This window comes from Motilimonas cestriensis, from assembly GCF_021295315.1.
Taxonomy (GTDB): Bacteria; Pseudomonadota; Gammaproteobacteria; order Enterobacterales; family CBDFNC01; genus Motilimonas; species Motilimonas cestriensis.
This window is the reverse complement of record NZ_JAIMJA010000010.1, coordinates 95,384-116,865: the sequence shown is the minus strand read 5'-3', so window position 1 is coordinate 116,865 and position 21,482 is coordinate 95,384. Positions and strand designations below refer to the sequence as shown.

Annotated in this window: 26 protein-coding genes and 1 riboswitch; of the genes, 15 read left to right on the top strand and 11 right to left on the bottom strand. The window is 43.9% G+C overall.

What is annotated here, in order from left to right:
* The first annotated feature begins 128 nt into the window (after positions 1 to 128).
* The 4 genes from K6Y31_RS11465 (at position 129) to K6Y31_RS11450 (ending at position 4,320) form a co-directional block, all read left to right on the top strand.
* Positions 129 to 779, top strand: coding sequence for a M50 family metallopeptidase (locus tag K6Y31_RS11465; protein WP_233052912.1), 651 nt, complete (start codon positions 129 to 131; stop codon positions 777 to 779).
* Between the two features lie 290 nt (positions 780 to 1,069).
* Entirely contained in the window at positions 1,070 to 2,479 is a 1,410-nt protein-coding gene (locus K6Y31_RS11460) for an SLC13 family permease (RefSeq protein ID WP_233052911.1), read from the top strand.
* Between the two features lies 1 nt (position 2,480).
* The gene (locus tag K6Y31_RS11455) at positions 2,481 to 3,860 is read left to right on the top strand and encodes an ATP-binding protein (protein WP_233052910.1); all 1,380 of its coding nucleotides are present in this window, start codon (positions 2,481 to 2,483) and stop codon (positions 3,858 to 3,860) included.
* On the top strand, positions 3,847 to 4,320 hold the full coding sequence (locus tag K6Y31_RS11450; protein ID WP_233052909.1) for a response regulator: 474 nt from the start codon (positions 3,847 to 3,849) through the stop codon (positions 4,318 to 4,320). The genes K6Y31_RS11455 and K6Y31_RS11450 overlap by 14 nt, the downstream gene beginning before the upstream one ends.
* A gap of 60 nt (positions 4,321 to 4,380) precedes the next feature.
* Here K6Y31_RS11450 and K6Y31_RS11445 read toward each other — a convergent pair whose 3' ends face one another.
* The 5 genes from K6Y31_RS11445 to K6Y31_RS11425 are packed head-to-tail and all read right to left on the bottom strand — an operon-like array spanning position 4,381 to position 7,812.
* The gene (locus tag K6Y31_RS11445; protein ID WP_233052908.1) at positions 4,381 to 6,006 is read right to left on the bottom strand and encodes a polymer-forming cytoskeletal protein; all 1,626 of its coding nucleotides are present in this window, start codon (positions 6,004 to 6,006) and stop codon (positions 4,381 to 4,383) included.
* An 18-nt stretch (positions 6,007 to 6,024) separates the two neighbouring features.
* Positions 6,025 to 6,567: a PilW family protein gene (locus tag K6Y31_RS11440; protein ID WP_233052907.1), complete on the bottom strand. Its 543-nt coding sequence runs from the start codon at positions 6,565 to 6,567 to the stop codon at positions 6,025 to 6,027.
* Between the two features lie 6 nt (positions 6,568 to 6,573).
* The gene (locus K6Y31_RS11435) at positions 6,574 to 6,978 is read right to left on the bottom strand and encodes a type IV pilus modification PilV family protein (protein ID WP_233052906.1); all 405 of its coding nucleotides are present in this window, start codon (positions 6,976 to 6,978) and stop codon (positions 6,574 to 6,576) included.
* Positions 6,978 to 7,424 (bottom strand): GspH/FimT family pseudopilin, encoded by a 447-nt coding sequence (locus tag K6Y31_RS11430; protein WP_233052905.1) that lies wholly within the window; start codon positions 7,422 to 7,424, stop codon positions 6,978 to 6,980. The genes K6Y31_RS11435 and K6Y31_RS11430 overlap by 1 nt, the downstream gene beginning before the upstream one ends.
* A 16-nt stretch (positions 7,425 to 7,440) precedes the next feature.
* On the bottom strand, positions 7,441 to 7,812 hold the full coding sequence (locus tag K6Y31_RS11425) for a type IV pilin protein (RefSeq protein WP_233052904.1): 372 nt from the start codon (positions 7,810 to 7,812) through the stop codon (positions 7,441 to 7,443).
* A gap of 243 nt (positions 7,813 to 8,055) precedes the next feature.
* Between K6Y31_RS11425 and K6Y31_RS11420 the strand changes: the two genes are divergently transcribed.
* The 3 genes from K6Y31_RS11420 to K6Y31_RS11410 all read left to right on the top strand — a co-directional run bounded on the left by K6Y31_RS11420 (position 8,056) and on the right by K6Y31_RS11410 (position 9,503).
* The gene (locus K6Y31_RS11420; protein WP_233052903.1) at positions 8,056 to 8,256 is read left to right on the top strand and encodes a DUF2517 family protein; all 201 of its coding nucleotides are present in this window, start codon (positions 8,056 to 8,058) and stop codon (positions 8,254 to 8,256) included.
* A gap of 95 nt (positions 8,257 to 8,351) precedes the next feature.
* Positions 8,352 to 9,107, top strand: coding sequence for a Nif3-like dinuclear metal center hexameric protein (locus tag K6Y31_RS11415; RefSeq protein ID WP_233052944.1), 756 nt, complete (start codon positions 8,352 to 8,354; stop codon positions 9,105 to 9,107).
* A 180-nt stretch (positions 9,108 to 9,287) separates the two neighbouring features.
* A complete protein-coding gene (locus K6Y31_RS11410) occupies positions 9,288 to 9,503 on the top strand; it encodes a hypothetical protein (RefSeq protein WP_233052902.1) in 216 nt (71 codons plus the stop codon).
* Here K6Y31_RS11410 and yvcK read toward each other — a convergent pair.
* The 3 genes from yvcK to K6Y31_RS11395 all read right to left on the bottom strand — a co-directional run bounded on the left by yvcK (position 9,500) and on the right by K6Y31_RS11395 (position 12,930).
* On the bottom strand, positions 9,500 to 10,396 hold the full coding sequence (yvcK, locus tag K6Y31_RS11405; RefSeq protein WP_233052943.1) for a uridine diphosphate-N-acetylglucosamine-binding protein YvcK: 897 nt from the start codon (positions 10,394 to 10,396) through the stop codon (positions 9,500 to 9,502). The two genes, K6Y31_RS11410 and yvcK, sit on opposite strands and share 4 nt — an antisense overlap.
* Before the next feature lie 134 nt (positions 10,397 to 10,530).
* Complete coding sequence (gene narL, locus K6Y31_RS11400) at positions 10,531 to 11,169, bottom strand: two-component system response regulator NarL (protein ID WP_233052901.1); 639 nt, start codon at positions 11,167 to 11,169, stop codon at positions 10,531 to 10,533.
* A gap of 27 nt (positions 11,170 to 11,196) precedes the next feature.
* Positions 11,197 to 12,930 (bottom strand): histidine kinase, encoded by a 1,734-nt coding sequence (locus tag K6Y31_RS11395; protein WP_233052900.1) that lies wholly within the window; start codon positions 12,928 to 12,930, stop codon positions 11,197 to 11,199.
* A 94-nt stretch (positions 12,931 to 13,024) separates the two neighbouring features.
* Positions 13,025 to 13,161, top strand: a riboswitch (molybdenum cofactor riboswitch).
* Here K6Y31_RS11395 and moaA point away from each other — a divergent pair.
* From moaA to moaE, 5 genes are all read left to right on the top strand, one after another.
* Entirely contained in the window at positions 13,149 to 14,129 is a 981-nt protein-coding gene (gene moaA, locus K6Y31_RS11390; RefSeq protein ID WP_233052899.1) for a GTP 3',8-cyclase MoaA, read from the top strand. (Overlaps the previous riboswitch by 13 nt.)
* A gap of 162 nt (positions 14,130 to 14,291) precedes the next feature.
* Positions 14,292 to 14,804 carry a molybdenum cofactor biosynthesis protein B gene (gene moaB / locus K6Y31_RS11385; RefSeq protein WP_233052898.1) on the top strand — a complete coding sequence of 171 codons (513 nt, stop codon included), beginning with the start codon at positions 14,292 to 14,294 and terminating at the stop codon, positions 14,802 to 14,804.
* Positions 14,805 to 14,820: 16 nt separating this feature from the next.
* The gene (moaC, locus tag K6Y31_RS11380) at positions 14,821 to 15,303 is read left to right on the top strand and encodes a cyclic pyranopterin monophosphate synthase MoaC (protein WP_233052897.1); all 483 of its coding nucleotides are present in this window, start codon (positions 14,821 to 14,823) and stop codon (positions 15,301 to 15,303) included.
* Complete coding sequence (moaD, locus tag K6Y31_RS11375; protein ID WP_233052896.1) at positions 15,296 to 15,544, top strand: molybdopterin converting factor subunit 1; 249 nt, start codon at positions 15,296 to 15,298, stop codon at positions 15,542 to 15,544. The genes moaC and moaD overlap by 8 nt, the downstream gene beginning before the upstream one ends.
* 10 nt (positions 15,545 to 15,554) lie before the next feature.
* Positions 15,555 to 16,001, top strand: a complete 447-nt coding sequence (moaE, locus tag K6Y31_RS11370) for a molybdopterin synthase catalytic subunit MoaE (protein WP_233052895.1) — start codon at positions 15,555 to 15,557, stop codon at positions 15,999 to 16,001.
* A 46-nt stretch (positions 16,002 to 16,047) separates the two neighbouring features.
* Here the strand turns inward: moaE and moeA are convergent, their stop codons facing one another.
* Complete coding sequence (gene moeA / locus K6Y31_RS11365; RefSeq protein WP_233052894.1) at positions 16,048 to 17,280, bottom strand: molybdopterin molybdotransferase MoeA; 1,233 nt, start codon at positions 17,278 to 17,280, stop codon at positions 16,048 to 16,050.
* 133 nt (positions 17,281 to 17,413) lie between these two features.
* Between moeA and K6Y31_RS11360 the strand changes: the two genes are divergently transcribed.
* The 3 genes from K6Y31_RS11360 (at position 17,414) to K6Y31_RS11350 (ending at position 18,581) form a co-directional block, all read left to right on the top strand.
* A complete protein-coding gene (locus tag K6Y31_RS11360) occupies positions 17,414 to 17,578 on the top strand; it encodes a hypothetical protein (RefSeq protein ID WP_233052893.1) in 165 nt (54 codons plus the stop codon).
* 61 nt (positions 17,579 to 17,639) lie between these two features.
* Complete coding sequence (gene folE / locus K6Y31_RS11355) at positions 17,640 to 18,293, top strand: GTP cyclohydrolase I FolE (RefSeq protein WP_233052892.1); 654 nt, start codon at positions 17,640 to 17,642, stop codon at positions 18,291 to 18,293.
* Positions 18,294 to 18,581, top strand: coding sequence for an Rdx family protein (locus tag K6Y31_RS11350; protein ID WP_233052891.1), 288 nt, complete (start codon positions 18,294 to 18,296; stop codon positions 18,579 to 18,581).
* Positions 18,582 to 18,624: 43 nt separating this feature from the next.
* Here K6Y31_RS11350 and olsF read toward each other — a convergent pair whose 3' ends face one another.
* Together olsF and sodB are read right to left on the bottom strand one after the other, a co-directional pair.
* A complete protein-coding gene (gene olsF / locus K6Y31_RS11345) occupies positions 18,625 to 20,367 on the bottom strand; it encodes a bifunctional ornithine lipid synthase OlsF (RefSeq protein ID WP_233052890.1) in 1,743 nt (580 codons plus the stop codon).
* Positions 20,368 to 20,690: 323 nt separating this feature from the next.
* The gene (sodB, locus tag K6Y31_RS11340) at positions 20,691 to 21,272 is read right to left on the bottom strand and encodes a superoxide dismutase [Fe] (protein WP_232803606.1); all 582 of its coding nucleotides are present in this window, start codon (positions 21,270 to 21,272) and stop codon (positions 20,691 to 20,693) included.
* Between the last annotated feature and the right edge of the window lie 210 nt (positions 21,273 to 21,482).

Below are 21,482 nucleotides of genomic sequence, written 5' to 3'. Positions count from 1 at the left end.
ATATAATTCGGTAAATCACGTCCTTAAATCCTTGGACATCTTATAGTCTCTCAGAAAGAAGGCCTAGTTTTCAATCTACACAACGAGACTTACAATCACAAAATTATAAAATTATCTCGGGGTTTAGCATGAATCACTATCGGACGCTTTTAACACTCACCTTAGTGATTGTTTTGTATTTAGCATGGAACACAATTTGGGTGTTGCCCCTTAAAATTTTGGTGGTCTATTTTCACGAGTTTAGTCATGCTCTAATGACTTGGCTCACCGGCGGGCGAGTGATTAGCTTTGTCGTTTCAGCGGATCAATCGGGACATGTTATTTCTGCAGGGGGAAGCCGATTTCTTATTTTATCGGCAGGCTATTTGGGATCGATTCTATGTGGAGCACTCTTATACCGCTTTAGCCATGTTAATAATTTGCTTTGGTTACTCGTGGCATGTTTTGTGTTAATTGGTGTGTTTTTCTTTGGTTCAATGTTTACCTTGTTATTTAGCCTAGGTGGAGCATTAGTACTTGGCCTGACGCGTTATTATCTCAGCTTGTTTTGGCAGCAAACCTTGCTGCAATTAATTGGCTTAGCCAGTCTTTGCTATGTACCATTCGATGTTTACCAAGACACTATTATTAACGCAAGTCAGCGCTCAGATGCGGCTATGTTAGCCGAAGAGTTTTTTGGTTTTACTTGGCTTTGGGGCGGGTTATGGTGCGCATTAAGTGTGGTGGTATTTTGTTGGGCGTTATTCAAAGGGAATAATAGGCCATTAGTAACCAAGTAATGAGTCGCCTGCTTTATTTTCAATGTGTTAGTCCCCATGAACGGGCCAATCGGATAAGAACAATAGCAAGCAAGTGATGGCGGGGCGCAATTAAGTCTATTCGACTTTTCATTGATCTAAATCCACTGCATATTTTGGGTTGTCTGCGCTGTTTCACAGTATTTTTTCCCTGAACTGCCAAAGTATTTATACCCAAACAAATTCTCGCTGAACAAGTATCTTGAGGTTGCTTGGGTATCTCTCTTACTTTTAAATCAACTTATTAGTTGCTTTGGCAGGATCAAGGAACGATGAAACAATATCTTAAGTATTTATTTCCTATTCTTATTCCCGGGATAATTTTATCTCTGCCGCTTAGTTGGTTTCCTATTGAGAATATAACCTTGGCTGAGCAGCGGATTATCGCGATATTTGTGCTGGCTGCCTTGTGTTGGGTATTGGAGCCTATTCCTATTTACGCGACATCAGTGCTGATTATTGTCCTTGAACTGCTGTTCGTGTCAGATAAAGGGCTGTGGTTTACTCAGCAAGCATCACCCGATCTAGGGATACTGCTCAGCCACAAAGACATCATGGCCACTTTTGCATCACCAATCATTATGTTGTTTCTAGGTGGTTTTTTTCTAGCGATGGCGGCGACTAAATACCGGCTTGATGTGAACTTGGCGCGGGTATTACTGAAACCCTTTGGCCAACAGCCTAAATACGTGATGTTAGGCCTCATGATGATTACCGCCGTATTTTCAATGTTTATGAGTAATACCGCGACCACGGCAATGATGCTAGCCATTTTAACACCGGTATTAGCTGTTTTTGCTAAGGATGACTTAGGCAAGGTCGGCTTTGCCTTGGCCATTCCTGTGGCCGCCAACGTGGGGGGCATCGGTACCCCCATTGGCACACCGCCCAATGCGATAGCCTTGAAATACCTAGTGGGCGATAAGCTGATCACCTTTGGTGAGTGGATGGCATTTGGTGTGCCATTTGTGATTGTTTTACTGGCTGTGTCGTGGTTTATTTTAAGCCGACTATTCCCTGCTGATACCGACAACATAGAGCTTACGATCAAGGGGCGATTTCTCAAAACGCCGCAAGCCATTATTGTTTATTGCACTTTCACTTTAACCATTTTGCTTTGGCTAATGGGTGGCATTCACGGTATGAATGCTTATGTGGTAGCGCTGATCCCAGTGGCGGTGTTTTCAGTGACTAAAATCATCACCAAGGAGGATTTAAAAAAGATTTCTTGGGATGTGCTTTGGTTAGTTTCTGGTGGTATCGCCCTTGGTTTAGGGCTGGAAAAAACCGGCTTAGCCGCCAATGCGGTGGCGGCCATTCCATTTGGTGATTTCTCGCCCTTGGTGATCATTGGCGGGGCGTCGGTGCTGTGTTTGTTAATGGCTAACTTTATGTCACATACCGCTACGGCTAACTTATTAATGCCGATTGTGGCAGCTTTAGGGTTATCTATGCATTCATTGTTACCCTATGGCGGCCAAGTCGCGCTGATTTTATGTGTTACCTTTGCTGCCTCCTTGGGTATGTCTTTACCTATTAGTACACCGCCTAATGCCTTGGCTCACGCTTCAGGGCATATCAATACTAAACAGATGGCAAAAGTGGGGGCCAGTATTGGTGTTATAGGGCTGCTGATGACATTTGCAATGGTTTATTTATTAACGGTTATTGGGTTTATTTAACATGTTCAGCGACCCTTCACCAGAGATTGCTGCGACCATATCACGCTTGCAGCGCTGTTATTTTAATCAGCCCGAGCGGCAACTTTGGCTTAAGCAAGGCGAGGTGTTGCTTGAACAAGGGCAGGTTAATGAAAAGCTGTTTTTATTACTCTCAGGGCAGCTGACTGCTTACTATCAAGTCGAGCCAAATGGCGAGTTTTTTGAATTAAATCACTTCAATCCCCCGTCTTTTACTGGCGTGCACAGTTATTTTTCGGGCTCATATTGTGCCCGATTTCGTGTGGTGGCGAGTGAAGATTGTGTACTTGCCTATATCGACACTCAAGTTGAGGTTAAACAAGAAGCTGAGTTTGGCCCTTTGGCGCAACAATTTATGCCGGTAATAGTGAATGAGCTGTCACAACGGCAAATTCTCGCGATGCATGCCCAAGTGGAGCACAATTTGGCGCAGCAACGTGCCATGCAAGCGGAAAAAATGTCGACCATCGGTCAGTTGGCGTCAGGGTTGTCCCACGAACTTAATAATGCATTGGGGGCCATCTCCGGTAAGAGTGCTTATTTTGAGCGCTTTATGGACCAGCACTTTGAGCAATATTTTCCTACTCAACATCATTATTTTCGCGCCGGACTTGATAGTAAACAAGGGCTTGATAGTAAGTTAGTGCGATCGCGCGGTAAAATTTTTGAACAAGCCTTAGGTGTTGAGCGCGATCAGGGGAAAGCGCTGGCGCGCATATTTGCGCATCCTGATGAGGTAACTGCGTTAGGTAAAGGTTTTTTAAAGCGTTTAGATGAATATGCGGATTATTGGCAACTTGGACGAGACTTTAAAGAGTTAAAGCAAGCTGTTAACCATGCAACGGGGATCATTAAATCGGTCCGCTTATTAGGGGCGGATGATACTGAACGTAAATATGGTGTTGATATTAATGACACCATTAACTGTGCCTTAGACTTAATGAGCAGTCATTGCCGCTCGGTCGATATTCGTATTCAAGCGGGTCAGTTGCCCTTATTGTGTGCCAGTCACGCGGAATGGGTGCAGGTGTGGGTTAATTTGATTAAAAATGCGTATGAAGCACTCTTAAGTCAGCCTAACCCTGCGCCACTGATCAGAATTAAAACGCAACTTTCAGGTGGCTTTGTTCAGGTGTCGATAGAAGACAATGGCCCAGGCATTGCGCCTAACTTAATGCAGTCTATCTTTCAGCCAGACATGACCACCAAAAAAGGTGGGTTATCTTTTGGTCTTGGCCTAGGGCTGTCGATTTCACAGCGAATTATTAGCAGTTATCAAGGAGAGTTAAAAGTTGTTAGTCAGCCCGGACTGACCTGCTTTAGTGTCTTCTTGCCAATAGAGGTGAATAATGGAAACAATTAACATTATTTGTGTTGATGACCAACGCGAAGTGCTTTCTGCGGTGGTGCGAGACTTAGCGCCACTGGCAGACTATTTTAATATTGAAGAATGTGAGTCTGCCGCTGAATGTGAAGAATTAATGGATGAGTTAGACGCGGACGGCGAGCACATTGCATTGGTGATATCCGATCATGTGATGCCCCTTAAAACTGGGGTGCAACTGCTGACAGAGATCGCGGATGACTCGCGCTTCAAAGAGGTGAAAAAAATACTCTTAACTGGGTTGGCCACTCATGCCGATACTATCAAAGCAGTGAATCAGGCGCACATTGATCATTATTTAGAAAAAGCATGGGATGGCCAAGAGCTATTACAAATTAGTAAACAGCTATTGACCGAATATATAGTCAGCCAAGGGTTAGATTATGAAAGCCGACTAGCGGTGTTAGATGCGCCAACCCTTTATAAATTGATCCAATAATGGCTCTGGAAGGGAGAGCAGTGATGACGCTAAGCAACTAGCGTCATCAGCAATCTATGGTTACTCGTAGGTGGGATAGTAATAGCGCATAGCAGCAAAGGCCGCATTTTTGTCTTTGGTTTCTACGCCAACATCAGCCAGTGCTTCATCATAATGCATGCCGCCATCACCACTGATTTCAACTGTTTTCCCTCTTAAGGCCCCTAGAATGTCGCCAGAGCCAGTGGCTTTAACATTTGCAAGTGGCGCATAAACAGAGGCGTACATGTCCGTAGCACCATCTAGTGAGACGCCATAATCATTGGCACGGCTGCTCTCATAGGATGAAAAAATTGAGAAAGGTGGTTTGCCTGAGTCAGTAATACTGCCATGGGCAACAACTTGCCCTGATGATCCGATATCAACTTTTCCCTCAATATAAAGGGTGAGTGAGCTGCCCGCGGCAATATCAATTCTAGGGCCGCCGCCACTGGTACTAAAATCGCCTTTTATCACCAGTACAACATCGCCCGTTACACTTATTTGACCATTTTTTAGGGATAAACTATCAAACACATGGACCGGAATGGGGGTTCCGTTACCTTCGACATCTAAGTTTTGTGCCGCTTTTTCTATTACCTCACCACTATTGCCCTGTTTTTGAAACATTTCGGCAGTGCTTTGGGTAAATTGATAGGGGCGATTTTCAGTTTGCCAAGCAGAAGTATCCATCACGCCATTACTAGTATAGTCTGAAAACCCCGTCATTTTGCTTGTAATATCAATAGGATCGCAAGCCGGTGCGTCAAAAGGGGGTAAGTTTGGATCGGCTTTGATAACCGATTGTGCGATGGATGAGAGATCGCCTTTGGTTAAATCATTACCGCCATAAGTTAGGCTGCCTTGAATATCAGTATCAGAATGATACTTAATATCACCTGCAATATTACCATTGCCACCAATAGTGAGTCCCTCGACATCTAAGTTGCCGCCGGCACTAAAATCGCCCGTTAAACGATTGTTACCGCCGCCAGAGACGGTAATATCACCGGTAGCGTTAACATTACCAATTAACTCTGAAGAGCCAGTGCTACTAAAGTCACCATTAACATTTATGTTGCCATGGATGGGAGCATCACCCTTAAGAGAGATATCCGCATTGCTATTAATGGTCATAACACTGGCATTGGTGTCGACATTAGTGCCACCATATTGGCCTTTACCGGAGTGATAACTATCAATTTTGCCGCTACCAGAGAGTGCAATGCCATCGCAGCCAACTACGCCATTTTCGAAAATATTTTGCATTGAAGAAACATTGATTTGCGCATTTAAATATGCCGTTGCACCGCGATAAGTCCCTTTGCTGATAAAGCTCAGCATGGCACCGTTTACCTTGACGTCAGCAGGGAGCAGTTCATAGCTTCCCTCAACCCCAGCGCTAACATCTTTTAGGGTTTTTATTCCTGTCGCAATGGTATCTAAATCAGTATTCAACTCATTTTGTTGCTCAATGTAAGAAAAAGTGGCAAATATGCCTTTCTCCGCCATCATGCGGGCATTGATTTCTTTTTGCTGGTTACCGCCGATTTGTTCTTGTAGGCGGTTTTCTGAAATGCCACCAAAGGCCACAAGGGTTGCGACAATGGTGACGATCAAAACGGTAACAAGCACATAGCCTTGTTCGGCTTTAGACGTATAGTTCATAGTTTACTCCAGCGTTTCTTACGGAGCGGTGATCCGCGCCAGTATTTTTTGCCGCAGTGCTACAGTAAAGGTCAGTCCGTTTGTGCCCATATTCGTGGGCATTCCTGTTACTTTTATCGAAACGTTAACTCCTTCCGTTCCGACAGCTTGCAGTTGAAATTTTTCGACATTTAAGGCAATTAATTGATTGCCAATGCCATCATCGCAGTAAAGGCCTTTGTTATAATAAAAGCGATCACTGGTGCCATTACTTCTTGTGTTTCCTAAACAACTTAATACTTGGTCGCCGGCATTAATGTCTTGATAAGTCACCAGTAGCTCGCCTTGGCTATTTAAGGTACTAATACCTATGCTGTCGCCTTGGCGTACGCTACGCGATATTAAGTTAAATGCGCCGCGCAGTGACTCTTGCGCTTCAGATAAGCTTTTAGTGGTATTTAACGTGTTCTTTAATGAGCCATAGACGCTGCTGCAGGCCAATACCAGCACTAAGCCGAGCAACATCGCAATGAGTAGCTCAATGAGTGTGAATCCTGCTATTGACGTCATTTTCTTCATCATATGGCCTTAATTGCAAACGTCAGGAAAGTTGGCCAGTAAAGTGAGCTTATTGTTATCAGCTTCTGCAATTTTACTGTCTTGCCACGTCAGCTCTATCGCCGTACTTAACGCAAAACTCGCGCCAGGTTTATCTTTTGTGACACTGTATCCTGCCGGCAAGGCTTGTTGCCAACCATTGACTATTTCGGTGTAGCGAGCAGGGTTGGTTTGCGCATTACATAAATCAAGCCAAATGCTATCGACTAAGTTATTGGCGCGGATGGTCGATACTGTGTATTGAAAACTGGATTGCGCTGATTGCAGCATTTTTATTTCTAACAAAGCCAGACCCAATAGCGCCGTTACAGCGACGACAGTCGCAATCAACACTTCAAACAAACTGAAACCCTGTTGCTGCGCGGTTAATTTCATTAGCTGCACGCTCCCGACTGCAGTTGGCTTTGCCCACTGGAAAGGACACAGATATAACGCGTTGACGTCTTATCTTTAATACTAAAGCTCGCTGCGCTATTGAGTGCGCCAGTACCGAGCACTTTCACTGCATTGCCTGTGACCTTGACACTTGAATGAGGTGCGCCGCTTTCATGCAGCACCTTATCGCTAGGGTCGAGCACCTGCCAGCCGTTGGCCCAATCGTTATTAATTGGTTTTAATCGAATAGGGGTGGCGGTTTTAATCGCTTCACTGCGGCTAAAGCGATATGCGTTATACAAATTGTTAGTTGCACTGGTAAACCGTTCGGTCGCGATGGTACTTTGATAGCTAGGCACTGCCACTAACGCAAGGATCATCACGATGGCAATAGTCACCATTAATTCGATCAGATTAAACCCTAAAGTAGCGTGCTGTTTCATCATATCATCCTTACCAAATTTAGCGCCAACAAGTGGCTTTCGCAGCGCTTAGCGCCCCGGCTTGATTGATGCTCAAGGTGCCACATTCATCAGCCGACTGATTCGTGTCTGGGGCTGCTTTTAGGGTAAAAGTGCTATTGGCCGCGGATGCTGTTAGGCTAAAAGTGTAACTGTCAGGCTTGTTAATACTGGGGACGGCGGTTGGGTAAACCCCTTGACGCGCATAGTTTCGCTCAAATATTTGCGCCATTTCGGTTAATGCCATTTGTGCATCGACGCGGTTCGATTTCAATACATGATTACGATATGAAGGCAAGGCAATCGCTGCCAAGATGCCGATAATGGCAACGACAATAAGCACTTCAATGAGGGTAAAGCCATTTCGTTTCATATCAGACCAATCTTTACTCTAAAGTTTACTGCTTACATATAAATAGTATAAGTATTCTGGCACTTTGTTCATCCAATATCACTAGGCTTTGTGAGTTATATTTAATACTTACTTAATATTGACTTTTGATTTATATTTATTTTTTTGAAAAAAAAGATGTGTCGAATGTCAGAAACAACTGGTCTGATGAGTTTGGTTTTTATACAATATCAGTGTCTTTTTTAATCATGGAGGTATTTGTCTATGTACCAAACTTATAGTGTTGCTAAGCTAATTGCTCGTCGCATTGCTGTGGTGCTTGGGTTTATCGCTTTAGTGCCGATATTACCTTTTATTAAACAACCCGCTAAATACAGCAGTGTGCTGTTTAAAATGTGGCTTAAAACCAGTGATAAACCGGTTTGGATTGCAGAATCTGAGCAGGTTGGGCGGCCGTTTATTTAAGCTTTTAGTTGGACCAATGACTGCGCTTTGCTTTGTTTACGTATAAAATACATAGCTTGTTATTTGATGACGTATTGAGGAGAAATAGCGTGGCTATTAGTTCAACTAAAATGGAAGGTGCACTTAATCAGTTGTTAGCACCGCACAAGATCAAAGACTACTGTCCTAATGGCTTACAAATTGAAGGAAAACCCCAGATCCAAAAAGTTATTACTGGGGTAACTGCTTGCCAAGCGCTGATTGATATTGCCATTGCCAAGCAAGCGGATGCCATTTTGGTTCACCATGGCTATTTTTGGAAAGGTGAGCCTGAAGTATTAAAGGGCATGAAGCGCGAGCGGATCGCGGCACTGCTCAAACATGATATTAATCTGTTTGCTTATCATCTTCCCCTTGATGTGCATCCCGAATTGGGTAATAACGCGCAGTTAGCGCAGCGCTTAGGCATTACCTTACGCCGAGGTTTAGAGCCTTGGGACCCACTGAGTGTGGCGCAAGTGGGTAAATTTGCCGAGCCGATCAGTCCTAAAGCACTCAGTCAGCGCCTTAATAGCGAACTTGATCGTGAGCCCTTATGGATTGATGGCAACAAGCCAGAGATCCGTTCAGTCGCCATTTGTACCGGGGGTGGGCAAAATTATATTGATCTTGCTGCCAGTCAAGGCATTGACGCCTTTATTAGTGGCGAAGTGTCGGAGCGAACTGTTTATACCGCGCGGGAAATGAACATTCATTATTACAGTGCGGGGCACCATGCTACCGAGCGTTATGGCGTGCAAGCGGTGGGCGAGTGGCTGGCAGAAAACTATGGCCTCGATGTGGAATACGTAGAGATCAATAATCCGGTCTAGCACTTATTGACAGATCTTGATGGGTTATTTCAGGCTGTCGTTGCGCAGAGTTTTATCAACAAGGCAGGACAACACCCGCTAATGTGATATCACTAGCAAAGTAATATTATCTCACTTGCCAGAACAATATTAAATTGCAATGTTACTAGAATGTTAATTTTTGTTTCTGGTAGGTGAGTGATGGATATGCAAGTATTTTTCGGCTTTACGTTAAGTAGTTTAATACTGGTGATGATGGCGGTGCATCAAGTTTGGCAATTTGAAGCCCCATTCCAATCACGACCTTCCTTGGTACGCTTTTGGTTACTTGCTTTGGTTAATTTTATTCGAGTGTTAACCTTACAAGAGCCCCTAAGCTTTAAAATCGCTTACCCCAGTTTAGTGAAATACGATTAAAAAAGGCTGACGAGGTTTTCAATGGCTTTACTGAGCTTATCGCGATCGTGTCGGTGAACAATCTCTGTTTCAGCTAAATCGGCATAAAACATGTGGTAATCTGTCAATGGCTCACTGCCATAGGGCAAGATAACATAATCGATAAATTGCATATCCATTTGCGCTTCACACCAATTAAGCTGTTGATTTAAGCCTAATTGATCCGCGGGACTTAACTCAGGCACCAAATTCGCAATAAAAATCACTTTTGCTTGGCTTTTTCGCAATGCCGCTTGTAGATCTGGTAGCAATAAAGGCGGCATGATACTGGTTAAAAATGATCCCGGTCCTAATAATATCAGCTCGGCTTGTTCAATGGCGGCAATGGCTTCGGGGGTGGCACAAACATTAGGGCTAATCGCTAGTTGACTGGGGAAACTTTGCATTTGGTCAACTAACACTTCACCATGATAGTTTTTACCTTGGCTACAAATAGCCATAAGATCTGCGGGTTGTTCAGCCATCGGTAAAATCTGGCTGCTTACCTTGAGCATATTAGAAATCAGCTTGATGGCATCAACGGGCCGAATGGATAATTGATCTAACGCTAACAGCATTAAATTACCTAAATTATGGCCTGAAAACTCCCCTTTGCCGGGAAAGCGATACTCAAATAACATGCTACCTATGCTGGGCTCTGGGACTAATTGGTTAATACAATTTCGCAAATCCCCCCATGCAATACAGTCTTCACTTTGCCTGATCCTACCGGTAGAGCCACCGTTGTCTGTGGTCGTCACAATCCCGGTTAACTTTGGTCCTAAATAGGATAAAGAAGACAATAATCGACCTAACCCATGGCCACCACCTATGGCGACGACTTGACTAAATTGTTGTAATGAATGTTCAGGCATAAGCACATTTAAACTCCAAATTGAGCAGAGAAATTATCTTATCAACTTCACATATGCAAACTTAATTGCTGCTATTTGTTTGTTACTCGTTTCTATCTGCTAACAAGGGTGAGATAAGCGTTTGAAATTACTATTTAATGCTGCATTTCTAAATACATGACAGCCGCTTCAACTCGCGATTTAGCCTCACATTTTTTCAATAAGCTTTTTACATGCACTTTTACTGTGCCTTCTGAAATATGTAATTGATCCGCGATTTCTTTGTTACTTTGTCCCTTCGCGATTTGCTGCAGGATTTGCAGTTCCCGTTTGGTTAAAGAATCTACCTTAGCTTGGTAGTGATTGTCTTCTTCCAAGCAGTCAAGGTACTCGATGACCCCCGCACTGAATACTTGCTCGCCGGTAGCTGCCAACTTTAACTGAACGAGTAAATCTTCCGGCTCAGTGTCTTTTAGTAAATAGCCATCAGCGCCTTGATTTACTAAGGCAATCACATCTTGTTTGGCATCGGATACAGTGAGAATAATAATGCGTGAATCAATATTTTCTTCGCGCAGTGCTTTCAACGTTTCCAGACCAGACATGCCTTTCATGTTGAGATCCAACAAGATTAAATCGGGCTCATGCAATTTCGCCATGGCAATAGCTTGAGAGCCATTACTGGCTTCGCCAATGACCACGAGTTCAGGATCTAATGTCAGCAGTTGGGTAATGCCTCTGCGCATTAAAGGATGATCGTCAACCACGATCACGGATAATTTATTTTCTGCCATTTTATACTCAGTATTTTCTTGGCGAGCTTAATTTGCTTCGCTCTCGGTGCTAGTTGTTGGAAAATGTAACAAAACGCAGGTTCCTTCCGTAGTGGCATTAATAATAAGCTGAGCTTGCAGTTTGGTTGCCCGCTCTTTCATTATGTTTAGCCCATAATGGTCTTGTTTCTCGGTTACTTCTGGTGATCCGTGTCCATTATCACAGACTTTTATTAAAATACGGTTAGTTTCATCATATTCACAGTTAATGGTTATTTTGGTCGCGTTAGCATGTTTGATGCTATTGAGCGTGGCTTCTCGAATAATTTGCAGGATATGAATGTATTGCCCTGCGTTGAAATGATAGTCATTGATTAGATAGCGCAGCACAATGTCTGCTTGGGTTTGCGGCCTAAGTTGTGCGAGCATTTCCGCTAATGCGGCGTGCAAATCAGCTTCCTCTACCTTAAGGCGAAAAGTACTGAGCAATTCTCGCAATTGTTTATAGGCGTTAGCAACACCTTGGTCTATTTCACTAGTGATGGTTAACGCCACATTTAGTTCCGGCTGGCTGTTAATTTGCCGTTTTAATAAGGTACATTGAATGCGTAAAAACGACAGTGATTGCGCAATTGAGTCATGTAATTCTCGGGCAATCACGCTTCTTTCTTCCATTAATGCCATGCGCTGGCTTTGTAGCATAATATCTTGTTGAGCCAGTGCTTGTCCGAGTAATAAGGCAAAACTTTGCAATACTCGCATATCCACACGCACGTTTTGTTGTACGTGCAATAGCACTTGTTTCCCAGGTTGGTTACTGACTTTTAGGGTGATTACTTCACTATTGTTGTCATCCCATTGGGAAGTACTGACAACAGTATGTGTAGGCGCTTGTTGATTAACAAAGCTGAGTTTAGCCGATTTTAGTAGTTGTTGATAAACCAATTGATCGAGTGCGCTGATTAAGTCTTGTTCGCTGAGTTTGGCGACATGAAGTTGCTGGGAAAGATTATATAAAAAGCTGACGGTTTGGTTTGCTTTTGCCAGCTCCTGGGTTCGTTGCTTTACCTTTTCTTCCATTGCTAGACAGTGCTGCCCAAGCTCAGTGGTTATTTCTTTAACTGCTTGCGGGAGAGAGAGTGGGGGTTGGTTACTTTTTGAATCTTTTGCGAGCTTGAGCAGGGCATTGAATTGTCGATCACTGATTAAATCCTTGGCTTGGTTTAAATGCTGCAATGGCCGAGTAATTTGCTGGCTAAACCAATACATCAAAAAGACGAAAACAGGAAATAAGCAAAGCAGATAAATAAACTGCACCATAAATAGCCACTGAGTTTGGTCATTAGCATGCACTTTTAATCCATCTACCAAGTTCTCAATCTGAATGGAGAAGCTGGCGAGGTGTTTATTATAAGATTGCCAATCCCCATTTTTTATCGATAACTGCATTTGTTGCCATTGCGAGACCATAAGCTGCTGGCTTGTGAGTACTTGATCAGAATAGTACCAGTGATTAAGGCCTGCCAGCGGCGCGCTGAGTAATGCATTTTCAAGCGTTGAAATTTTTATCTTATTCGTCAGGTCTGTTTTATGTGGCCTGTTACCAATTTGGTAACTTTGCATGGCAACCGTATTTACCTGTTCGAGCAGGTGGGCATTTTTTGCTTGGATCGCTGTGATGCTCAAGGTTAATCCCCCTTGTAACAGCGACCAGCTAACAATAAACACCAGCGCTCGGCGTAGAGTAGAAGTGGCGGAATGGTTAAACTGACGAATACTCATTATTACTTTATAGATAGACAAGCTGGAATAAGGTTCATTTTAACGAATTAAATCCCACCTTGCTGGGAACTTACGTCAATATCTGATATACCAAAATATAAATGAACACCGAGTCTTATTTGTCTAAGTCGAAGATACGACGATGGGACCGCTTCAGCCATATGCTGAGAAGGGTTAAATTAGAAATGGTTTAGCCTCCCGAATTTGGAAAGGCGTTTATGTCACAATTTATTGATCAATTTCAGCGTAAGTTTGAATACTTACGGCTGTCAGTTACAGATGTTTGTAACTTTAAATGTACCTATTGCTTGCCCGATGGCTACCATCGCGAGCATAAAAAACAGTTTCTTAGTTTGGCTGAAATTAGCAACCTAGTACAAAGCTTTGCCCAGCTAGGCACAAAGAAAGTGCGAATTACCGGTGGAGAGCCCTCACTGCGCCGGGATTTTACCGGCATCATTGAAACGGTTAAAAACACCCAAGGTATCGAAAAAGTCGCCACTACAACGAATGGCTTTCGCATGGCGAAATCGGTCGCAGATTGGAAGAAAGCAGGATTAGATGCCATTAATGTCAGTATTGATAGCCTAGATGCCAATATGTTCTATCAAATTACCGGTGAAAACTTACTCACTAAAGTGATGGCGGGTATCGATGCGGCATTTGCCGCAGGCTTTAGCCAAGTTAAAGTGAATACCGTACTGATGAAAGGGCTGAATGCTCATGAATTACAAACGTTTTTAGCTTGGATAAAACCGCGCAATATTCAATTGCGATTTATTGAATTAATGCAGACGGGCGATAATCATGCCTTATTTCAAGCGCACCATGTCCCAGGCTCGGTGATCATGAAGCAATTAATTGCACAAGGTTGGGTAGAAAAAGTGCGTCAAGCTACCGATGGCCCCGCGCGCGTTTTTTGCCACCCTGACTACAGTGGCGAAGTTGGTTTGATCATGCCTTATGAAGCGCATTTTTGTGATAACTGTAATCGCCTGAGGGTGTCGTCTACGGGGCGTTTACATTTATGCTTATTTGGCGAACAAGGGACGGATTTACGTGATTTGTTGCAAGGCCCTGAGCAAAATGAGGCATTGCAACAAAGATTAATTAGCCAGCTAAAAACCAAGCGGGCCAGCCACTTTTTGCAGCAAGGTGATCTGGGTGGAACAACGCATTTTGCGGCTATTGGTGGTTGAGCATGTTAGTCAATTTATTAAGTTGTTATTAACGTTAATAGAAGAACGCTAACAATCTAATAATTGAAACCTGACAGCTTTGATTAAGTACCAATATGCTTAATCGATTAAACATATATAAAGTCAGCGCTAGCACGCTGTGATTAAATTAAGGAATAACACATGAGCCATGCCGAAAACGCTTTTGAAGCGGCTAATATTGCCGTACTAACCGTGTCTGATACTCGCACCGAAGAAAATGACACTTCTGGTGGATATTTAGTCGATGCACTTAAAGCCGCGGGTCATAATTTAATGGCAAAAGAAATTGTCATTGATGATAAGTATAAAATTCGCGCCGTGGTGTCTGACTGGATTGCCGATGAAGCTATCAGCGTTATCTTAATTACTGGTGGTACGGGATTTACTGCGCGTGACACCACGCCTGAGGCGGTGTCTATTTTATTTGATAAGCAGATTGAAGGCTTTGGTGAGCTATTTCGTCATGTCTCGTATCAGGAAATCGGCACTTCTACCATACAAAGCCGTGCAATAGGCGGGTTTGCTAATCGCACCGTTATTTTCTGTATGCCAGGCTCGACTAATGCTTGTAAAACTGCGTGGACCAAGATTCTCGAAGCGCAGTTAGACTCGCGCTCGAAGCCGTGTAATTTTATGCCCCATATTGGCGTGTAGTTTGGTGACAGAATTAATGAACGATTTTACCCATATTAACCAGCAGGGCGATGCGCATATGGTCGATGTCACGGAGAAATCAGTGACCCAGCGCCAAGCCATCGCTGAAAGCTGTATTGAGATGTCTGCTAGCACGCTTGCACTTATTCTTTCTGGGCAGCATCACAAAGGTGATGTATTTGCTACCGCACGTATTGCTGGGATCATGGCGGCGAAGAAAACCGCGGATCTGATTCCGCTATGCCATCCTTTAGCGCTAACCAAAGTTGAAGTGGAGATTATGCCTGAGCCCGAGCTGAATCGGGTCAGGGTACAAGCCTTGTGCAAGTTATCAGGGAAGACCGGCGTTGAAATGGAAGCATTAACGGCAGCTTCCATTGCGGCGTTAACCATCTATGATATGTGTAAGGCAGTGCAAAAAGATATGGTGATCACGCAAACGCGCTTGCTTGAAAAGCAGGGCGGAAAGTCAGGTCACTTTAAGGGGAAATATGATTAATGTTGTGTTTTTTGCCAAATTACGCGAAAGCTTAGGCATTGAAAGTATCCAGCTCGATGTTAAAGGCATCAACACAGTAGAAGACATACTGCAGACCTTATATCGTCATCACCCGAGCTGGAAAGGAGAGTTAAGCCAAGGACCATTATTGGTGGCAATCAACCATGATATGGCGCGCTTAACCAGCCCTGTTAAAGCGGGTGATGAAGTTGCCTTTTTCCCACCTGTTACTGGCGGTTAAAGGGGTCGTTATGATACGAGTACAAAACCAAGACTTCGATATCAACCACGAATACCAGCTATTGGCCAGTAAGGCGGAGGCGGGGGCCATTGTGACGTTTGTTGGCCTGGTGCGAGAAATGAACTTGGCTAAAAAAGTGACCGCCTTGCATTTAGAGCACTACCCAAACATGACGGAAAAAAGCTTGCGCAACATAGTGCAGCAAGCCAAGCAGCGCTGGGAACTGATTGATGTTACCTTGATCCACCGCGTTGGCACCTTAGGCCTTAATCAACAAATTGTGTTTGTTGGTGTCAGTAGTCAACATCGCAGGGAGGCGTTTGCCGCATGTGAATTTATCATGGATTATTTAAAAACTCAGGCGCCTTTTTGGAAAAAAGAACACACCGAGTCAGGCGAGTTATGGCTTGATGCCAATGATAAAGACACGGCAGCCGCTAAGCGGTGGCAGCGCTAATCTAGATTTATATTGTTAGGGGCTCTAAAGCCCCTAATGGTTTAAGTTAGTTTAAATAATCGCGAAATATCTCAATATTAACGGTTTCGCCAGCTGCTACATTGCCGCGCGCTTGCTCTAATATGACAAAGCAATTTGCTTGGCTCATGCCACTGAACACACCAGAGCCTTGCTCTCCGGTGCTGCTCACTTCTAATTTCCCTGCGGCATTCACTTGATAAATACCGCGTTGAAAATCAGTGCGGCCGGGATCTTTTTTAAAGCCATGAGTAGTGATTGCCGGTAGGCGCAGGGCTGTTGTTGGCTTCGCCCCGGCCATTTTTTCCATGGTAGGCAGAGCCAGTTGCGTTAAGGTCACTAACGCGGAAACGGGGTTGCCGGGTAAACCAAAAAAGACGCTGTCACTGAGCTTACCAAACGCAAAAGGTTTACCGGGTTTGATCGCGAGTTTCCAAAAGCCAATTTCACCTAACTGCTCCAGTATGTCTTTGGTGTAATCCGCTTCACCGACTGAAACACCGCCGCTGGTGATCACGACATCCGCTTGTCGGTTAGCTTGGAGAAACGTGTCTTTAAGCTGCGCTGGATCATCAGCAATGATGCCAAAATCAATTACCTCGACATTCATTTTGCTCAAAATGGCATTAAGGCAATAACGATTGCTGTCGTAGATTTGTCCCGTTTTAAGCGGCTTTTCTACCGTTGTTAATTCGTCACCAGTAGAGAAAATAGCCACTTTAAGGGGTTGGTAAACATTCACTTTTGCAATACCAAGGGAAGCGAGTAAGGGAATATCGCGGCTGCGTAAGGTATGCCCTGCCTCAAACATGATCTGCCCGTTAGTGATGTCTTCGCCGCGCAAGCGTACATTTTGTCCTTGGCGAACCTTGCCTTGAAATTGAATGAATGAGCCATTTACTTGTGTATTTTCTTGCATTTCAACGCTATCGGCATCATCAGGCAAAGGTGCCCCAGTCATGATCCGAATACAGCCACCTTTAGGGATCTCGCCTTCAAACGGTGCGCCAGCAAATGACTTTCCTACTAGAGTGAGCTCCGTATTATCATTAAGGTCTGCAGCCCGAAACGCATAGCCATCCATTGCTGAATTATTAAATGGCGGCACAAACATCGGAGAAATAACCGCTTGTGCAAGGGTAAAGCCAATGGCTGATTGGATAGGTTGCGTGATTTGCTCACAGCAAGGTTCAACCGCCGCTAGCATTTGCGTTAATGCATCAGCTATGGGTTTTAGACCGGGGGAATCACAATATCCCATCTGGAGCTCCTTGTGTTTTATGTTGATAGATACTCATTATGCTATTGAACGCCTTCAAGAATAAGCCTAAGCAGAATAAAAAATGAAATGTCTCGCTATACTTAAGTAAATACTTACCTTAGAGGTAGTGTGTATGACCGTTAAAGTAGCGCCGCGATTGCCTGATTCGGTAGAAAAATCCCATGTTATTGGATCTTTTGAAGACGAAAAAGTCGAGAGCAATCAATCTAAACGTGATTTACAAGCGTACTTAGAAAACCTACTCGAAGATGTTTTTAGCCAATTACCGGGCAGTTGATGTTGCAATTGCGGCAAAAAACCTCTATTTATGCCGATATATTTGCTAAAGGATAAAATGGATGTCTGTCACAAACCAAGCGGCGTTAGTGGTTCGCGATGCGTTAATTAGCCGAGGTTTAGAAACCCCAGTGGTTGAAAATGGGTTAAGTAATAGTGATAAAAAACAGAAAATAGAGCAACATTTTGGCGAAATTATGCAGCTAATGGGCTTGGATTTGAGCGATGACAGCTTAGCCGAAACGCCGCGACGCATTGCAAAAATGTATATCGATGAGATATTTTCTGGCCTAGATTACGACAATTTCCCAAAAATCACCGTTATCGAAAACAAAATGAAGGTTGATGAAATGGTGCAAGTGTCTGACATTTCATTAACCAGTACATGCGAACATCATTTTGTCACGATTGATGGCCGCGCCACTGTGGCGTATATACCGAAAACGAAAGTGATTGGCCTGTCTAAAATTAACCGTATCGTGCGCTTTTTTGCCCGTCGCCCGCAAGTGCAAGAGCGCTTAACCCAGCAAATTTTATGTGCCCTGCAAGCCTTGCTAGAAACAGACAATGTTGCCGTTTCTATCGATGCAGTGCACTACTGTGTTAAAGCGCGTGGCGTGCAAGATGAGTCAAGCCATACACGCACCACGTCCTTGGGTGGCAACTTTAAGTCTAAACCTGAAACCCGTCAGGAATTTTTGCAAGGTATTCGTTAAATGAATGATGTCACCGTGAAGCCAAGAGTGGTGATCCGCTATTGCACTTTATGTCGCTGGTTACTCAGAGCTAGCTGGATGTCGCAAGAGTTATTATCTACCTTTGCTGATGATTTAGGTGAAGTGGCATTAGCGCCAGCCGAAAAAGGCGAGTTTAAAATCTACGTTAATGAACAACTTATTTGGTGTCGAGTGCGGGATGAAGGTTTCCCAGAAGCCAAGATTTTGAAGCAGCGGGTGCGTGATGTGCTATTCCCGGAGCGAGATTTAGGCCACAGCGATAGATAGTGTTTCCCCGAACAGCGGTAAATGCCATTCGGGGAATAGATTATCAATTCAGTTCTGTTGACACCGGCTTAGGTAAGTGTGCGTTGATATAACGCTGGCGTTTGTTGGCTTTCAGCTGCGCTAAATCCACTAACACTAAGCCATCAATGCAGTTATTGAAATCTGGGTCGACGCCAAAGTCTAAAAATTTCACGCCGCCGGGATCGCATACTTCACTGTATTGCTTATACAAGGTTGGAATGGCGGTGCCCATATTGTCTAGCACGGCTTTGAGGGTAATAAAATCTTGTTTGTAATCATTACCGACAAACTCAACGCTTAAGCTGGTCAATAAATTTTCAGGCACTTGGTAGGGTACTTTGGCGGTCGCCATGCCTTGCTCTGCCGAGAAATATAATTGATAAAAATAGATTAATAAATCTTTCGCATTTTTTGGCAAGCTGTCGCTAATACTGACCGGGCCGAATAAATAGCGGTATTGTGGGTGCTTGGCAATAAACGCGCCGATGCCCAGCCAAAGGTAATCTAAGCTACGGCGACCCCAATATTTAGGTTGCACAAAGCTACGTCCTAACTCAAGGCCTTGGGCAAGGCAGGGTTTCATCACGTCACCATAATGAAACAATGATTGACTGTACAAGCCATCGTCGCCCTGTGCTTTAATAATTTCTGCCGCTTTGGCAAAGCGATAGGCGCCCGCAATTTCTAACTCATCAGCGTCCCATAAAATTAAATGTAGGTAATGACTGTCATAATGGTCGATATCGCGTTTGGTGCCGGTGCCTTCGCCTACCGCGCGAAATGAAACTTCACGTAAACGGCCTAACTCGCGTAATACTGGTGAACTATCGCTGTGTTTGTATAAATAAATATGCTTGTTGTCAGGGGTTGTACCTAGCTTTTCACAGCGTTCAACCGCTTGTTTTAAGGCTATTCGTGGCTCGGGGTGAGCTATCGGGGTTTCGGTTCTAAAATAGCCATTTTTGCCTTTAGCGAGTCGATAGGTTTGCTTTTGCAGTAACTTCACTTTAGCGCTAGTGGATATTTGATCCCCTTGATAGCTGTCGTAAGGCACCATCTTGCCAACGGTCATTTTCACTGTATTGGCATTTTGCTTAAACATTTCTTTTACCAGCAGCAAGGTTGCTAGTGGCTTGTAGAGCATTGACGTGCCGTAAAACAGTGCTGAGTTACGCGCTTGAATATGAATTGGCAGAATAGGTGCTTGGGCGCGACTGGCCATGCGTAAAAAACCGCTATTCCATTTAATGTCTTTAATTCCAGTTGGGCGCAGGCGTGACACTTCTCCTGCCGGAAAGATAATTAACGCGCCGTCTTGTTGTAAATGATTATGGATGTTTTGCAAGTTCTCCTTCACGGTTAAGCCGTTCATGTTGTTCACCGGCAGCAGCGTGGGTTGCAGTGGCTTAATCGACATCAATAGCTCATTGGCAACGACTTTAACATCGGGGCGAATGCGGTGGATAAATTGCAATAATGCTAAGCCATCAAGTGAGCCGATGGGGTGGTTAGCAACAATCACGACTCTGCCAGCAACGGGGATCCGTTCAATTTCTCGTTCGGTAGTGCGATAGCTAAAGTCGAAGTAGTCTAATACCTTTTCGATAAAATCAAAGCCAGAGAGGTGCGGGTACAGTTGACCAAATTCAATAAATTCCTTCTCGTGTAATAAACGGCGCAAAAAATAAGTAACTGGCTTACGTAGCCAAGGTTTATTGCTAATTTGAGGAAAATGTTGACTTACCACTTGGTCGACTGAAAACATAGAGCATCCTTAACAGTTAGGCTAGCTTGAGCCCTGTAAAGGTGTTGTCATGTAAGAGCTCAGTAGCTCAAAAATAGGCTGGATATGTGACACCAGCTTGGCAAAAATATGTCAAACAAGTGACAGTGTTTATGTTTGATCTCGTCTTACTGGTGGCGTTTAAGCTTTTGTGATTATTTTTCAGTGAGTTGACAGGTAATGTTCAATCGAGAAAAAACATTGTGGCGGCTATATTCTTATTTTAACCGTAAAATAAATTTGCCTTAGCTCAGATAAAAAATACCCAGCTAGGCTGGGTATATATTCGATGGTATCGCGTTTGATTAAGCGAAGTTTGCTGCAGCAAATTCCCAGTTAACCAGTGCCCAGAAACCTTTTAGGTAATCAGGACGAACGTTACGGTAATCGATGTAGTAAGCGTGCTCCCAAAGATCCACAGTTAGGATTGGAGTAACGCTTGCGTCTGTTAGCGGCGTTGCTGCATTAGACGTGTTTACGATAGCTAGGCTACCGTCAGCATTTTTAACTAACCAAGTCCATGAAGAGCCAAAGTTGTTTACCGCTTTGTCGTTTAGCTCAGCTTGGAATTTTTCGAAAGAACCAAAGCTTGCATCAATCGCTGCTGCTAGTGCGCCAGTAGGTTGACCGCCGCCGTTAGGGCTTAAACAGTTCCAGTAGAACGTGTGGTTCCAAACTTGAGCAGCATTGTTAAAAACACCACCTTCAGAAGTCTTAACGATCTCTTCTAGAGATTTGTTAGCCAGCTCTGTACCTTCAACTAGGCCATTTAGCTTAGTTACGTAAGTTTGGTGATGCTTACCGTAGTGGTAAGACAAAGTTTCAGCTGAGATATGTGGTTCTAGTGCATCTTGTGCATAAGGAAGTGCTGGAAGTTCAAAAGCCATTTTTATTCTCCATTGCTCGTTATCCCTCTGTTTTGTATCAGAGGTTATTGAATTTTACGCAAACACTTTAGCCTTTTTTGCGACATTGATCTAGATCAACGTGACGCCTAGTTGGCTTTTCTTTAGAATACGTATTATCAGGTGGGTTGAAACAAAGACCCTATTTAATTTACGATTTTTTGTGTCGCGCCTTTAGGGTAGACTATATAA

Excerpts from the sequence above, each read along its gene's own strand:
- K6Y31_RS11440 (WP_233052907.1), bottom strand. The coding sequence starts at position 6,567 with ATGATGAAGAAAATGACGTCAATAGCAGGATTCACACTCATTGAGCTA.
- olsF (WP_233052890.1), bottom strand. The coding sequence starts at position 20,367 with ATGTTTTCAGTCGACCAAGTGGTAAGTCAACATTTTCCTCAAATTAGC.
- moaE (WP_233052895.1), top strand. The coding sequence starts at position 15,555 with ATGATACGAGTACAAAACCAAGACTTCGATATCAACCACGAATACCAG.
- K6Y31_RS11465 (WP_233052912.1), top strand. The coding sequence starts at position 129 with ATGAATCACTATCGGACGCTTTTAACACTCACCTTAGTGATTGTTTTG.
- K6Y31_RS11445 (WP_233052908.1), bottom strand. The coding sequence starts at position 6,006 with ATGAACTATACGTCTAAAGCCGAACAAGGCTATGTGCTTGTTACCGTT.
- narL (WP_233052901.1), bottom strand. The coding sequence starts at position 11,169 with ATGGCAGAAAATAAATTATCCGTGATCGTGGTTGACGATCATCCTTTA.
- moaC (WP_233052897.1), top strand. The coding sequence starts at position 14,821 with ATGAACGATTTTACCCATATTAACCAGCAGGGCGATGCGCATATGGTC.
- K6Y31_RS11410 (WP_233052902.1), top strand. The coding sequence starts at position 9,288 with ATGGATATGCAAGTATTTTTCGGCTTTACGTTAAGTAGTTTAATACTG.
- K6Y31_RS11395 (WP_233052900.1), bottom strand. The coding sequence starts at position 12,930 with ATGAGTATTCGTCAGTTTAACCATTCCGCCACTTCTACTCTACGCCGA.
- folE (WP_233052892.1), top strand. The coding sequence starts at position 17,640 with ATGTCTGTCACAAACCAAGCGGCGTTAGTGGTTCGCGATGCGTTAATT.
- yvcK (WP_233052943.1), bottom strand. The coding sequence starts at position 10,396 with ATGCCTGAACATTCATTACAACAATTTAGTCAAGTCGTCGCCATAGGT.
- moaA (WP_233052899.1), top strand. The coding sequence starts at position 13,149 with ATGTCACAATTTATTGATCAATTTCAGCGTAAGTTTGAATACTTACGG.
- K6Y31_RS11425 (WP_233052904.1), bottom strand. The coding sequence starts at position 7,812 with ATGAAACGAAATGGCTTTACCCTCATTGAAGTGCTTATTGTCGTTGCC.
- K6Y31_RS11450 (WP_233052909.1), top strand. The coding sequence starts at position 3,847 with ATGGAAACAATTAACATTATTTGTGTTGATGACCAACGCGAAGTGCTT.
- K6Y31_RS11360 (WP_233052893.1), top strand. The coding sequence starts at position 17,414 with ATGACCGTTAAAGTAGCGCCGCGATTGCCTGATTCGGTAGAAAAATCC.
- moaD (WP_233052896.1), top strand. The coding sequence starts at position 15,296 with ATGATTAATGTTGTGTTTTTTGCCAAATTACGCGAAAGCTTAGGCATT.
- K6Y31_RS11430 (WP_233052905.1), bottom strand. The coding sequence starts at position 7,424 with ATGATGAAACAGCACGCTACTTTAGGGTTTAATCTGATCGAATTAATG.
- sodB (WP_232803606.1), bottom strand. The coding sequence starts at position 21,272 with ATGGCTTTTGAACTTCCAGCACTTCCTTATGCACAAGATGCACTAGAA.
- K6Y31_RS11420 (WP_233052903.1), top strand. The coding sequence starts at position 8,056 with ATGTACCAAACTTATAGTGTTGCTAAGCTAATTGCTCGTCGCATTGCT.
- moeA (WP_233052894.1), bottom strand. The coding sequence starts at position 17,280 with ATGGGATATTGTGATTCCCCCGGTCTAAAACCCATAGCTGATGCATTA.
- K6Y31_RS11455 (WP_233052910.1), top strand. The coding sequence starts at position 2,481 with ATGTTCAGCGACCCTTCACCAGAGATTGCTGCGACCATATCACGCTTG.
- K6Y31_RS11350 (WP_233052891.1), top strand. The coding sequence starts at position 18,294 with ATGAATGATGTCACCGTGAAGCCAAGAGTGGTGATCCGCTATTGCACT.
- moaB (WP_233052898.1), top strand. The coding sequence starts at position 14,292 with ATGAGCCATGCCGAAAACGCTTTTGAAGCGGCTAATATTGCCGTACTA.
- K6Y31_RS11435 (WP_233052906.1), bottom strand. The coding sequence starts at position 6,978 with ATGAAATTAACCGCGCAGCAACAGGGTTTCAGTTTGTTTGAAGTGTTG.
- K6Y31_RS11460 (WP_233052911.1), top strand. The coding sequence starts at position 1,070 with ATGAAACAATATCTTAAGTATTTATTTCCTATTCTTATTCCCGGGATA.